Below are 12,862 nucleotides of genomic sequence, written 5' to 3'. Positions count from 1 at the left end.
CTGTCACTGTTTTACTCCCCGCCCTCTAATGCTGTTTTAAACTGTTTTGGTAAATTATCAATTGCCCATAATAATGCCGGAACCGTACCTGTTGAAAATGCGTTTGATGAATCCTTATCAAGGATAATTGATCTGCCATCAGCTACAGAAGGAATCTTTTGATAAAGTTTATTATTTGTGATTTCTTTTGGATCAACAAAAATAGGTAAAACAATCGTAAGATCAGCATTTAATAGATCTAACTTTTCGTCAGCCACTTTAATATAGAAATTTCCTTGAGCTATTTTTTCAATCTCATCTTTGTTTTTGAATCCAAGTCGTGTTACAAAATCAACACGAGAATCACCTGTTACGTATGCGCCGAAACCTGTAGAATCGTATGCACCAACTGCTACTTTTTTGTTTGCAAATTCAGGATTCGCTTTAGCAGCTTTATCAAATGCCACATCTACATCCTTAAGTAGTTCCTCACCTTTACCAACTTTACCAAGAGCTTGTGCAATCATTTGTACTTGATCTTTAGCAGTTGTTAAGTAATTATCGCCACCTTTAGGAACTCCAACCGTTGGAGCAATTTCTGAAAGGCGTTTATAGCGTTCTTCATCACCTGAAGATTTTACATCAAGAATTAAATCTGGTTTAAGTGAAGCAATTTTCTCATAATCAAGTTCCATCGTTCCAAGAATAGTTGGTGATTTTTTATATGCACCTTTTAACCAAGGTCCTACACCGTCACCACCAAAAGCAAGCCAGTCACTTGCACCAATTGGCTCAACTCCAAGACTTAATGCAGTCTCCGCGTCTCCCCAACCTAAAGCGACAACGCGTTTCGGATGCCCTTTGATCTCGACTTTTCCAAATTTAGTATCAACTGTGACAGCGGATTCATTTGAGCCCTTGCTATCAGACTTTTCACTTGAATCTGACGAACAGCCAACTAGACCAATCAATAAAAATAAAGACATAAAAATCCCAAGTAATTTGGGCATTTTAAACTTGCTAATCATTTCTTTCTCTCCTTATTTAAACGTTGATGTTGATAATCATTTTCATTTTTAATTATACTAAACAGTCTATTATTGTCAATATAATCAGCCCTTATTACAGAACTTTCAGAATTATTGATTTATCAACTTTAATCATTTAAGTAGATGACTTTCTACTTATCTTCTATTTTTTTAAACAATATGTACTAAAGTGCCTAGTTTTCATTTGTCTTCATTATATTATAATAACATTTTTTTAACATAAAAGAATTAAAAATTTACTAAAAATGTAACCAATCATTTAAAAGCGAACTATGTTTATATTGTGTATTGATGGTCGCTCAATGAAAGTACGGTTACCAATTTAATTCAAAGAAAAGTCAGTAGCTGATTGGCCACTGACTATATTAAATAAAATTCACTACTCTTAATTTCATTACTTACCTTGCTTAAGTTTAATGAAATTTTCCTGAAGTTGCTCTAAACGTAATTTCCCTTGTTCTCGCTGAATTTTATTTTCTTCTTCAATTGCTTTCGTTTCTTGCATACCTTTCATGATGATGCTCCAAGTTTCTTCCATCGTCTCAATTTTAATGCTAGGCGCTCCTGATAATCTGGCAATATCAATACTTTGTTGTGATATTGTATTTGCATTACGTAATAATAATTCATTTGTCCTCTTATCTAATTCATTCATAGATTGTGCGACTAAATTTTGTCTCTTAGCTGATATTGCGTTAATTAATGCTGTTTTAAAAATCGGAATGGTCGTTACAAATGCCGAGTTAATTTTACCAATCAGTTTAGTATTACCACGTTGTAATAAACGAATTTGTGGAGCTGATTGATAAGCAACTTGTTTCGCCATTTCTAAATCATATGTACGTTGCTCAAGTAACTCGACCGCATTTTTTAAAGAATCCAACTCCATCATCGCAAGCTGATTTCCTGTTCCGGCTCTTTCAGTTAAAGCAGGGAGCTGTGTTTTTAACTCTTCTGCTTTCATCTCTGCAGCTACTATATATTTTTCTAACTCCATATAATATGATACATTTTGTTCGTAAAGTTGTTCTAATGTCATAGTAGATGTTTTCATTTCGTGTTCAAACTTTGTAATTTCCACATAAACTTTATCGATTTCCGTACCCATTGTTTGATATTTATCAAATAATTTATCAATTAACTTTTGACCTCGATTAAAAATCTTAGAAAGAAATCCTTTTTCTTCTGCAAAATCTTTCGCATCGAAACGGTCCATAATTTTCCCTAACTGTTTTAATAGGACGCTAGATTCTTCCATACTTGAAGCTTTAATAGTATTCAATATTTTACCTGAGAAGGTTGAAATTTCGTTTGCCGGTTCTTTACCATACTCTAAAAGAGCTATTTGATTCCTATGGTCGATCGAATTTGCTAAACGTTGTACCTCTGGTGCATTTCTTAATTGTAATTTCACTTCGTTTGGATTAGCTTGTAAAATTGCATCTTGTGTTTCTGCCTCTTTAATTGTATTTACAGACATGTTAAGCTCTCCTTTATTTAATTATTTTTTTAAATAGACTTTTAATTAGCGATTGTCCTGGTGCACGTAATACATGAAACTCAGAATCAAAAGTAACCTCTTCAAGCCAATGAGAATCGAATGATTTCTCGTCCACAAATAATTCAATATCATTCTGACCCGTTGGATTGAGTATAACTAAATCGATTCCGAATTCATTCAATAATAAAAGTAGTGCTGCGTCCGTTCTACTAAGCTCGCCGTCTTTTTCCGTATTATAAATAATTAACTTTGGTACTTGTTGTGGGTAATCAAACTGTTGTAGTAATCTTAAGACTTCATTTGGTATATTCATAGATTGGCTAAATAAAAATAATTGTGTTTGAGCTTTAGTTTCATTTGCTAAAGGTTTAATATTTGCTCGTTCAACGTATCTAGAAATAGCAGAAGCTAGTCCAAATTGTAATCCTGTTGGAAGTTCTTTGTATCTCCACCAGTTACTCTCCATCATCTTTTGCGGTTCAAGTAATCCATCTCGCCCTAATGCATTCTGATAATGATATTGTTGGTTTCCCTTAACTGACTGGGTAAAAGGAAACTGATCTATTTTAAGTGTTAAATCTCTTTCGGTTAATTGTCTGATCCTATCCCAATATTCACGGCGATTTTTCGTTACGCCTAAAATTTTAATAAAGAAGACCGGAATTTCAACACTATTATCCTTTACTTGGAAATTAGGACGTAGCATTGCTTTTTCTTTATGTAAAATGAATAATTCATCATAGGTAGCCTTTAGCGTAAGTGATCTCGACGCATAATGTCTAAATTGCCATGGTTTATATAATAATGAATCGTCAGTATGTAATAATTTCTCTATTTCTTTTGTTGCTCTATGGGCAACTGTACTCTTTCTAACTGGCTTTTCTTGTGGAAAAGGTACCAATGTTGTCGTTGAAGGTAAGATCTTAATTCTGTCACTTTGATGTCCTAACAAATTAGATAATGAATCTTTCCCTTCAGGATGAAAAATCGCAACATCAAAGCCTAAAAGTATTAGTAAGTATAGGAAATAACGTTCACTTAACGTTGCGTCACCATACCATATCAAAAGTGGAGAACTCATTGGAAAATTCTCAATCCATTTATGTACATGGTTATGTAACCATTTCACAATATCAACTAATAATCTTCTAAAATGATTTTCAAGGAATCCATTTTTATGTGTATCTATAAAGGTAGTAAATAGAACCTTAATTTGCTCTCGAATATGTCTGTGTATTTGTTGATTCGTATGCTTCGGAATTAACCGCTCACCTTCAAGGTATGCAATTAGTCTATTCACTGACAATCCATTTTCAGCAGCATTAATTGCTAATACTCTTTGTACTGCTTGAAACATATCATTCGAAATCGACTTGTTTAACCCTTCGCTTAGTAGAACGACATTTAAAGAATCATCATGTACTAGTTCATATAAGTTTTCAAAATACTCATCTTCATCGATGTTTGTTCCTAAAATTCGCCATGCAATTTGATTAAAATGCATGGTTTCTCCTTCTACTTGGTAGGACTGTCTTAATTTAGAAGGTTGCTTCAATATACTCAACCACTCATGTTGATTAATATCCATGGTTTTTGGGTTGATCGCCGACATATATAGATACTCCTTTCTGATATCATTATTTCATTTTTGGTTGTCCGAAAACTACTAACATACCTTCACGAGTTACTACCCAAGAAGATCCAAATTTACGTATCGTTCCTTCTGGAAAATCATTTATACGCTTACGCAATGTTGAGTCGTTGATTCCCCATTCTTGACAAGCTTGACGTGAACTCAGTAGGCTTGGATCATTTAAATTTATCGTATTACTTTGTTTATTCAATCTCTCACCCCGAATACAACATATTATCTGAATATAATATTAATAAAGTAAAAGTAACTCACGAACTAAAAGGGTGATCCTTTATGAGACCATTATTTAATAGGATAAGAGGTCCTTATTTTTAAGATAATAATAGCACTCTATTGCTATCGTTTTTAATCTATTTTTTTTATAGTCAATATTTATCATCTAGGACATCTTTAGAAAGTTATTTCTTAGACCTAACATAAAGATAACAACATCCAGTCAGCTTTGATCAGAAAGATTTATTTCAACGTTTCATCTAAAATCTTAAAAATTTTCAGACTAATCCTCCCCATATTGGCTTTACATTTTCTAAAGATGACCTAAACGATAATAAAAGGGGAATTCTTCTTTCCCCTTTTATCTATTAACCTAATTCTTTTTCTAGTAAAATTAAGCGTCTAAGCCGTAATCCCTCACTAATGAAATTAAACCGCCTTGGTATCCACTACCAATTGCATTGAATTTCCATTCGCCATTATGACGATATAACTCTCCAACAACTACTGATGTTTCGATTGAGAAATCTTCACCTAAATCATAACGGACTAACTCTTCACCATTCGTTTCATTTAAAATACGTACATATGAGTTACTTACTTGTCCGAAGTTTTGGTTGCGTGCTTCTGCCTCATGAATTGTAATAGCAAATGCAATCTTTTCAACTGAAGCAGGAACATTTGCAAGATTGACTACTACTTGCTCATCGTCGCCATCACCAGCACCAGTTCTGTTATCACCATGGTGTTCAACTGACCCATCTCCACCTACAGTATTGTTATAGAATACAAAATCTTTTTCAGAAGCACATTTACTAGCACCATTTAATAAAAATACTGATGAATCTAAGTCAAAATCATTTCCACCATGGTACTTGTTAGTGTCCCAACCTAATCCAACAACAATGTTTGTTAAACCTGGATTTGTTTTTGTTAAATCTACCTTTTGTCCTTTTAATAAATTTACTGTCATTTTAACTGCACTCCTTTTTATTTATTATTTATTGAAAACGTTGAACAATTTTATCAAGAGCTATATCTTTTGTTCCTTCTCCAACTGCTGAGAATTTCCACTCACCATTATGACGATAAATCTCACCAGGGAATAAAGCAGTTAAACCTGAATAACTATCAGTAATGTTATAGTGTACTAATTCAGAGTTCGCAGCTTTATCTACTACACGGATAAATGCATTTTTAATCATTCCGAAATCTTGCTTACGTTGAACGCAAGCATAGATATTTACAACAAATACAAGTTTATGTACATAAGACGGAACCTTATTCAAATTAACAAAGACTTGCTCATCGTCACCGTGGCCATCACCTGTTAGGTTATCTCCAGAATGTACTACGCTACCACATAAGCTTTTTTTGTTCCCAAAATAGATTACATCACTTGCACTTCTTAACTTGTCATTTTCATCTAACATTAAAACGGAAGCGTCACAGTCAATGTTTTCTTGTTTACCAAATCCAAAGAATCCACCACTTTTTTTGACTGGATCCCAACCAAGACCTACAGTTAAAGAAGAAAGTCCCGCTCTTCCTTTTGTAAGGTCGACTTTTTGACCTTTTTGTAAAGAAATTGCCATATGCTATTAACACTCCTTACATCGTATTAATCACGCTTGCGTGATTTATATTTTCATATTATCATATAAATTTTGGAAATACCATTAACATGTTAGCATTTTAGTAAAATAATAGAATTTATTGTCATAGTCTTGAAGTCAATCCGAATTTTATAAAAAAATACACCTTCAAACTAAGAAGGTGTATTTCCATTTTATCTGTTCATTTTATTTTCTTTTGGTTTTCACTTTTACATTCAAAAGTGTAGACTTGTAATCCATTTTATTACTACATTGCTAAATGGATTTGATCCAGCTTTTTTAACTGGTATCCACCCTTATGGAGTACTTTTGATGTTACTTTTTAATTTTTTTTTCAGGAAATAACTAAGTACAAAACTTAAACCAACTGATGTATATAAAAACATCTTTATTTCTTTTAACCATTCCACTCCAAAATTACTTACTAAAATACAAACTACACAAACTACATTTATTATTTCAAGTAGTGTTATAAAAGCTTTCAATCAAATTCCCTCCTGCTGATTCAAAAGAACGCTTTTATCCATAAAATATTCCTTCTATTGTAGACTTCAGAATAATCACTTCACGTTCTTCAAATGAAAATTTTACCATATTTAAGTATTTTAGTAACTTTATTAAAAGTTAACGGTATTTTAATAATTTTTAATTGATTTATTATACGTTTACTAAAAACTTAGTTTACTAAAATAAAAACCTATTCCCAATAAAATACCAGGAACAGGTTTAAAATTTAAAATATCTTCCGCTGTTGTCGATCATCTTTCAATATTTCTACTGCTTCTCTGAATCTTTGAGAGTGTATATATAAAGATAATGCATCTTCACAAAATTTACAACATGAGGAGTTTCAAAAGCTTTTAGCTAAAGTGCAGCAGAATGCATACGATGCGATTGTTGTTGCTGATCAAGGAAGACTCTCCCGTAATACGGGTCACTTCGGAACCATTAAGGAAATTCTAGCTAACTATGGTGTTTTAGTTGTAACTGAAACAAAAACATATGATTATAACAGAGCTGATGATGACTTAGTTTCAGATTTCGAATCTGTTATTTCTAAGCAAGAATACATGGCCATTAAACGAAGATTAATTCGTGGTCGCATTCAAAGTGTAAAATCGGGTAACTGGGCATTTGGACGACCTCCTTTCGGCTATGAAAGGAATTACAAAACTAAGGAAACTAGAAAAAAACGATTACGCGCCAGTTATTGAGCGCATTTTTAAGCTTTATGCTGAAGGAGCTACAACTGTTGAAATTTCACGTACGTTTGAACTTGAAGGTGTATTAACTCCTAATGGTGCAATCTGGGATGATTCCAGAATAAGTACTGTCTTATCAAATGAGGTATATAAAGGTTGTGTCGTTTACGGTAAAACAAAAAATTCTAGAACTGAGAAATATAAAAATGGAAGACCTAAACAACTAAAAAATGAGGGTGGTTTTATCCTTGTTGAGAATGCCCATGAACCGATTATTGATCCTGACATTTGGGAACAGTGTAGGAAGATTAGACAAGATCGAAATTCAAGACCACCTGGTGCAAGAATTGGTAAAATGCCTTTCTCTAACCTAATTAAATGTGCTATTTGTGGTGCTACACATTCCTTCCAAAAAAGAAAAACAAAGGCACATGGTGAACAAATTAGGATCACCAGTTGCCAAACTAAGATTTATGATGAAAAAGATGGATATAAAATTTGTAAAAATAAAGGTGTCAATCTCTATCAATTCGAGAAAGTTTTTTATGATTACTTCTCAAAATTTTTTCAACGAATTGATGATTATATAGATGTTATTAAGAATTCTTTAGAAAGAGACTAAATCAGTATCGATATAAATAGTATTGAAAAACAAATTAAGAATATTGATGGACAGATTAAAAAGGTACAACAAGGATTTGTTATGGAAATTTTTACTGATGCTGAAGCCCGGAAATAAATTAAAAATTAGAAAGGAGGAACTTGAGAAAGAATTATTAGAGTCATCAAATAACTCAAAAAAAGAAAAATTGAACGAACTTGAAAACTTAGTAAATAAAATTAAACTCGTTACCAAAGGAGACTTATCAATAGCTAATAGAGAAACGAATGATATTTTTAGAGAAGTCATTGAACGTATCGAATATAAAAGAGTTGGTGATCATACGGCGGAAACTCATTTAACTATTTTTTATAAATAAGCACTTTTAAGTATAAATTCCAATTAAAGAAACCACTGTTTTTTCCAATGGTTTCTTTAATTATCTTAAGAGTTTGGTATGTCATTCAATTTGTCTTGCTATTTACTAAATCGTGTTTACAAAGCCAGCAATTGCATGTGTTTTATGGTACATTATTGGTTATTTTTATTTTCAACAGGCTTTGCTAAGATGATTGAAAATAAAAATCCCACATAACCACCAGCAATTGAACCAATTAATGTAATGTTGAATTAACTTTAATGTCAGCATTTATTGGATAAAATCCGCGTAAAATTGCTCTTTTTACACATAATTAGAAAAAATTAGTTTTGAGGGATCCGGATGAAAATACATAATGGAGATAAAGTTACACTTTACATCCGTAACTTGGAGTGCACAAAATGGTGGAATTTTAGCGGGTCAATTTCAACAGTTCGTATTTATGGTCAAAAACCCAGATTCTGAAGTAAATGGCGCATGGGATCCATATCAATATTATAAAGATGGCAGTATTATCGAGTGGACTGGTGACGAAAAATCAGAAGCACCACACTCAATTACGAATATCGTAAAAGACACAACGGTAAAAGCAGAACCTGCTAAAACAACAAAAGATGAAACGGTTAAAGAAGATACTGAGAAATCAAATTCAAGTAATACTCCTTTAGTTATGTCAATTGTGGCAGCTGTCCTTTCGGTAATCGCTTTACTAATCGCAATTCTTAGGAAGAAATAAGTTTAAGTAGTTTAGATAAAATCATTAAATGAGGGTGCCCAAAGATCTTACTTTTACTGGCACCCTCGTTTTTATAATTTAAGTGAGATTTGAATGGCTATTAAAAGAAGATACGTAGCGAGTTAAGTCTCAGCTGCAATATCTTCGTATAAATCAGCTATTGGATCCTTTTGCTTGAATATACGCAGTAGTGAACGGCACACCGTCTGAATTTTCTATTTACTTCTTAGCAAAAATTGTTCGTATACTCTAAAAAATCTTTAATAAAATCTGAAGCTAAATTAGACAAACCTTTTGTTTCAGAATAAATAAGCAAAAAATCAATCTCGAAAAATTGATTTTTTTCTTTAATTGGAATCATTTTTACATCTCCATTTATTATTAGTTCATGATTTACATATACAATTTTTGGTGCAATAAAAATTGCATCACTATCTTTTGCTATCTCTATAAGTAAACTTGCTTTATTTGTATTTAAAAACATTTGTTTTGGAGACATTTTAAACAATTTACATAATAAATCTAAATTTGAGAGTTTATAATTTAAAAGTTTCACATCCTTTAGATCATTTAGAGTTACATATTCTAATGAATAAAATGGTGAACTTCTTCCAACTCCAATACAATAATGACTAGTACATATTAGTTTATAAGATATATTTTTTAGCCCGTTTAAACTTTTCAAAGGGGCTAATTTAATTGCAAAGTCATATTCTTCTTTTATAATAGCTTCTATAATATTTTCTCTATCTACCTCTCCTAATTCAAAAGTAATATCATTATGCGCTAATTTATATTTCAAGATTGTGTCCTGAAGGTGATAATTTAATCCAGCTGTTGTAGCAATTTTTAAATGCTTTTCATTCTTATTTTTGTTAATCTCATTATTCAATTCATTTATAGCTTTTATTATAAAATTTGCTGTTGAAATAACTATTTTACCTTCAATAGTAGGAGTAATGCTTCTTTTTGTTCGATTAAAAATTTTAATTCCTAGTTCATTTTCTAGCTGGGAAATAGATTGACTTAATCCTGAAGTAGATATACAGAGCTTTTCTGAAGCTTTTGTAATCGACTTTTCATTTACGATAGTGACAATATGCTCCATTTGTTCAAAATTCATTTTTAAAACCTCATTTTTTAAAAAATAATACAAGTTCATTAAAAATAGTCTACTATTTACTTTATTCAGTAATTTTTATACTTAATTTCCCGAAAATTGACCATTTTTATCCTTATTAATTCAATTAATGCTAAGTATTGCTACCTATATTTCTAAGTAATTCGAATTAATGCAGTAGTTGAGGATAATACGGTAACGGTTAGCTTTGAATAAAATAAGGATATTCACAAACAACACTAGAGGAAGAATTACAAGAAATTGCCGAAGAAAAGGTTCTAGTTTAAGAAGAATCAAAACTAAGGATTACTTTTAAACGTGCAATCCTCTTTTATTATGCGAAAGATTGACTGTAACAAAATTAAAAGTACTGATTATTACAGTCCTTCGCAATCTCTAACTATTGTATAGGCAAAGTGAATTAAAAAAGATACAGTAATAAATAGCAAGTTTAGTTTTCTACTTACTAAATTCATCTACACACTCTACAAAATTTCCAATAAATTCTGAAGCTAAATTAGTCAAACCTTTTGATTCCAAATAAATAATCCAATAATCAATCTCGAAAAATCGATTATTTTCTTTAATTGGAATCATTTTTATATCTCCATTTTTTACTAAATCATAATATAGACATCCAATTTTCGGTGCAATAAAAATTGCATCAGTCCTTTTTGCTGAATAAAGAAGTGAATTATTGTGATTTGCGTTTAAAATTATTTGATTTGGAGATACGTTAAACATTTTAGATAGTAGATTAAAATTGACAGGTTCATAATTTATTATTTTCGCTTCCTTTAGATCATTTAGAGTCACATATTCCAATGAATAAAAAGGTGAACTTCTTCCAGCTCCAATACAGAAATGACTATTACAAATTTTTTTATAAGACATATTTTTTAGCTTTTTTAATCCTTTTAAAGGAACTGGAATTATTGCAAAGTCATATTCTTCTTTCATGATAGCTTCTAGTTTCTGTTCTAAATCCCACTTTTCTAATTCCCACTCTTTTAAAACAAAATTAAAATCTTTATTCTCTAATTTATATTTTAAGGCTGTGTCCAGTAGGTAATGATTTAAGCCAGGTAAAGAAACTATTTTTAAATACTTTTCATTCTTATTTCTGTTAATCTCTATATTCATTTCATTTATAGCTTTTATAATAGATTTCGCTGTTGAAATAACTATTTTACCTTCAATAGTAGGAATAATGCTTCTTTTTGATCGATTAAAAATTTTAATTCCTAGCTCATTTTCTAACTGAGAAATAGATTGACTTAATCCTGAAGTAGAGATAAAGAGTTTTTCTGAAGCTTTTGTAATCGACTCTTCATTTGCGACAGTGACAATATGCTCCATTTGTTCAAAATTCATATTTAGCCTCCGCAAATAATTTTATTTTAAAATAAAAAAAGTTCATTAAAAAATTCTTCCTTTTATATAATTAATTTTAAAAATTGAGCTAATTTCATCCTCACTTAAGTACAGTCTTCTATTCACTTTTTTAGTAATTTTTTATGTTTAATTTCCCAAAACTTGTCCACTTTTATGATTTAATAATTCAATTAATGCTAAGTATTACTTCCTAAAATTCTAAGTTATCCGAAATGTTAATAAGTCGTCATATATTATAAAATTATTATAGTGATAACAAAAAAATTAACCGAACGTTTAGGAATAGATTTAGAATCAGAAGTTACAAAATTAAGTAAATTAAAAACATCCTTAGACCAATTACATGCTGCAATCATTATGCAGGCATCTGACGAAATCAATGCATCGAAAGAAGATCTTGAAAAAAATGACTTAATCACAATTTCACCTTATAAATATTTTTATCAATTACTTCAAATTAGAATTCTATTATTGAATAATAATTTTAAAGAAGCAACTACTCTCATTAAAAAAATTCAAAAAATAAAACACAAATTATCCCTCTACGAAGGTAATATGTTAAATCATATATTGGGAATTCAATCTTTGAGAAATAAAGAGTACCAAAACGCAATTCAACTTTTAACATCAATTCAAGAGATATCTATAAAAACCCAGAATATTTTTATCACTTAGCAATTGCTTATCATGAAACTGAATCGAGTCTTTTAGCCTATTATTTCGCTGAAAAAGCCCAGCCTTATTTTGATTCTGAATTATTAATGATCATTCAATTCAAAGACGTTGTTGGAGAAGAGATTATTAACCGCTATAAAAATCTAATAAATAGCTGTGAGTTATGTAATTTACCAGAAAGAAAATCAATAATATATTATTATCTTGCTACTGAACACTTCCGAAGAAAAAACTACAACTAGCAAAAAAATATTATAAAGAATCAATGATCATTAATGAAGCTAATCCCGTTCTCTTCAATATATAATGTCATTAGAAGGTTACGTACAAAATTCATTTTAAAGTGATTTTATTCTAAATTTATAATCAAATTTGGTCAAAAAAATTTATAACACAAAATTATCTGAACCACTTATTTTGTTGTAATGTACCTAATTGAAGGTGCATTACTTTTTATAAGTGGTTCTTTTTTTATTGAAAAATATTTATTAAAAATTAAGGGAAAGTTTGTATTTGAAAAAAGATAATCTAATCTAATCGTTTCACTTATAAAAAGGGTGTTTTATCATACGTCTCAATATGATCAACACCCTTTTTGACTTTGTTACTTAAGAATAATTTGTACTGCTTTTTATTTCATTTTTTAAAGCTTAATAGACATTACACTTGTCCACTCGCCATAAATTTTTTGTGATCCAACCATTTTGTAAGAACGGATTTTGTAATAGTAAGTTTTACCTTT

The 12,862-nt window shown here is 30.6% G+C and carries 14 protein-coding genes and 1 pseudogene; 5 read left to right on the top strand and 10 right to left on the bottom strand.

The window, feature by feature from the left end; all coding sequences use genetic code 11:
• Positions 1-11: 11 nt before the first annotated feature.
• The 7 genes from COC46_RS13540 to COC46_RS13510 all read right to left on the bottom strand — a co-directional run bounded on the left by COC46_RS13540 (position 12) and on the right by COC46_RS13510 (position 6,497).
• Complete coding sequence (locus COC46_RS13540; protein WP_098810241.1) at positions 12-1,007, bottom strand: iron-siderophore ABC transporter substrate-binding protein; 996 nt, start codon at positions 1,005-1,007, stop codon at positions 12-14.
• 415 nt (positions 1,008-1,422) lie between these two features.
• Entirely contained in the window at positions 1,423-2,508 is a 1,086-nt protein-coding gene (locus tag COC46_RS13535; RefSeq protein WP_098810240.1) for a toxic anion resistance protein, read from the bottom strand.
• Positions 2,509-2,521: 13 nt separating this feature from the next.
• Positions 2,522-4,141, bottom strand: a complete 1,620-nt coding sequence (locus COC46_RS13530; RefSeq protein ID WP_098810239.1) for a YceG family protein — start codon at positions 4,139-4,141, stop codon at positions 2,522-2,524.
• 25 nt (positions 4,142-4,166) lie between these two features.
• A complete protein-coding gene (locus COC46_RS13525) occupies positions 4,167-4,373 on the bottom strand; it encodes a helix-turn-helix domain-containing protein (RefSeq protein ID WP_255294902.1) in 207 nt (68 codons plus the stop codon).
• A gap of 417 nt (positions 4,374-4,790) precedes the next feature.
• Positions 4,791-5,369 (bottom strand): TerD family protein, encoded by a 579-nt coding sequence (locus COC46_RS13520; RefSeq protein ID WP_098810238.1) that lies wholly within the window; start codon positions 5,367-5,369, stop codon positions 4,791-4,793.
• Positions 5,370-5,397: 28 nt separating this feature from the next.
• Entirely contained in the window at positions 5,398-5,991 is a 594-nt protein-coding gene (locus COC46_RS13515) for a TerD family protein (protein ID WP_098810237.1), read from the bottom strand.
• A 317-nt stretch (positions 5,992-6,308) separates the two neighbouring features.
• Entirely contained in the window at positions 6,309-6,497 is a 189-nt protein-coding gene (locus tag COC46_RS13510; protein ID WP_098810236.1) for a hypothetical protein, read from the bottom strand.
• Between the two features lie 318 nt (positions 6,498-6,815).
• Between COC46_RS13510 and COC46_RS13505 the strand changes: the two genes are divergently transcribed.
• The 4 genes from COC46_RS13505 (at position 6,816) to COC46_RS13490 (ending at position 8,930) form a co-directional block, all read left to right on the top strand.
• Positions 6,816-7,226, top strand: a complete 411-nt coding sequence (locus COC46_RS13505) for a recombinase family protein (RefSeq protein ID WP_098810235.1) — start codon at positions 6,816-6,818, stop codon at positions 7,224-7,226.
• Positions 7,168-7,836, top strand: a complete 669-nt coding sequence (locus tag COC46_RS13500) for a recombinase family protein (RefSeq protein ID WP_098810234.1) — start codon at positions 7,168-7,170, stop codon at positions 7,834-7,836. Before COC46_RS13505 ends, COC46_RS13500 begins: the two co-directional genes overlap by 59 nt.
• 46 nt (positions 7,837-7,882) lie before the next feature.
• A complete protein-coding gene (locus COC46_RS13495; protein ID WP_141550903.1) occupies positions 7,883-8,194 on the top strand; it encodes a hypothetical protein in 312 nt (103 codons plus the stop codon).
• A gap of 355 nt (positions 8,195-8,549) precedes the next feature.
• Complete coding sequence (locus tag COC46_RS13490; RefSeq protein ID WP_098810232.1) at positions 8,550-8,930, top strand: DUF1775 domain-containing protein; 381 nt, start codon at positions 8,550-8,552, stop codon at positions 8,928-8,930.
• 128 nt (positions 8,931-9,058) lie between these two features.
• On the opposite strand, the pseudogene COC46_RS22215 reads toward COC46_RS13490, so the two are convergent.
• The 3 genes and pseudogenes from COC46_RS22215 to COC46_RS13480 form a co-directional block, all read right to left on the bottom strand.
• Positions 9,059-9,143: pseudogene (locus COC46_RS22215) on the bottom strand (manganese catalase family protein); the annotation flags it as partial.
• Between the two features lie 13 nt (positions 9,144-9,156).
• The gene (locus tag COC46_RS13485; RefSeq protein WP_176545148.1) at positions 9,157-10,053 is read right to left on the bottom strand and encodes a LysR family transcriptional regulator; all 897 of its coding nucleotides are present in this window, start codon (positions 10,051-10,053) and stop codon (positions 9,157-9,159) included.
• A 456-nt stretch (positions 10,054-10,509) separates the two neighbouring features.
• Positions 10,510-11,424: a LysR family transcriptional regulator gene (locus COC46_RS13480; protein WP_098810230.1), complete on the bottom strand. Its 915-nt coding sequence runs from the start codon at positions 11,422-11,424 to the stop codon at positions 10,510-10,512.
• Between the two features lie 270 nt (positions 11,425-11,694).
• Here COC46_RS13480 and COC46_RS13475 point away from each other — a divergent pair, with 270 nt between their 5' ends.
• Positions 11,695-12,120, top strand: a complete 426-nt coding sequence (locus COC46_RS13475) for a hypothetical protein (protein WP_098810229.1) — start codon at positions 11,695-11,697, stop codon at positions 12,118-12,120.
• The last annotated feature ends 742 nt before the right edge of the window (positions 12,121-12,862 follow it).

The sequence above is a fragment of the Bacillus sp. AFS041924 genome (assembly GCF_002577195.1).
GTDB lineage: Bacteria > Bacillota > Bacilli > Bacillales > Bacillaceae_G > Gottfriedia.
The sequence above is the reverse complement of the archived record's forward strand: the minus strand, read 5'-3'. Positions and strand labels throughout refer to the sequence as shown.

Excerpts from the sequence above, each read along its gene's own strand:
- COC46_RS13540 (WP_098810241.1), bottom strand. The coding sequence starts at position 1,007 with ATGATTAGCAAGTTTAAAATGCCCAAATTACTTGGGATTTTTATGTCT.
- COC46_RS13535 (WP_098810240.1), bottom strand. The coding sequence starts at position 2,508 with ATGTCTGTAAATACAATTAAAGAGGCAGAAACACAAGATGCAATTTTA.
- COC46_RS13530 (WP_098810239.1), bottom strand. The coding sequence starts at position 4,141 with ATGTCGGCGATCAACCCAAAAACCATGGATATTAATCAACATGAGTGG.
- COC46_RS13520 (WP_098810238.1), bottom strand. The coding sequence starts at position 5,369 with ATGACAGTAAATTTATTAAAAGGACAAAAGGTAGATTTAACAAAAACA.
- COC46_RS13515 (WP_098810237.1), bottom strand. The coding sequence starts at position 5,991 with ATGGCAATTTCTTTACAAAAAGGTCAAAAAGTCGACCTTACAAAAGGA.
- COC46_RS13500 (WP_098810234.1), top strand. The coding sequence starts at position 7,168 with ATGAAAGGAATTACAAAACTAAGGAAACTAGAAAAAAACGATTACGCG.
- COC46_RS13495 (WP_141550903.1), top strand. The coding sequence starts at position 7,883 with ATGGACAGATTAAAAAGGTACAACAAGGATTTGTTATGGAAATTTTTA.
- COC46_RS13490 (WP_098810232.1), top strand. The coding sequence starts at position 8,550 with ATGGAGATAAAGTTACACTTTACATCCGTAACTTGGAGTGCACAAAAT.
- COC46_RS13485 (WP_176545148.1), bottom strand. The coding sequence starts at position 10,053 with ATGAATTTTGAACAAATGGAGCATATTGTCACTATCGTAAATGAAAAG.
- COC46_RS13480 (WP_098810230.1), bottom strand. The coding sequence starts at position 11,424 with ATGAATTTTGAACAAATGGAGCATATTGTCACTGTCGCAAATGAAGAG.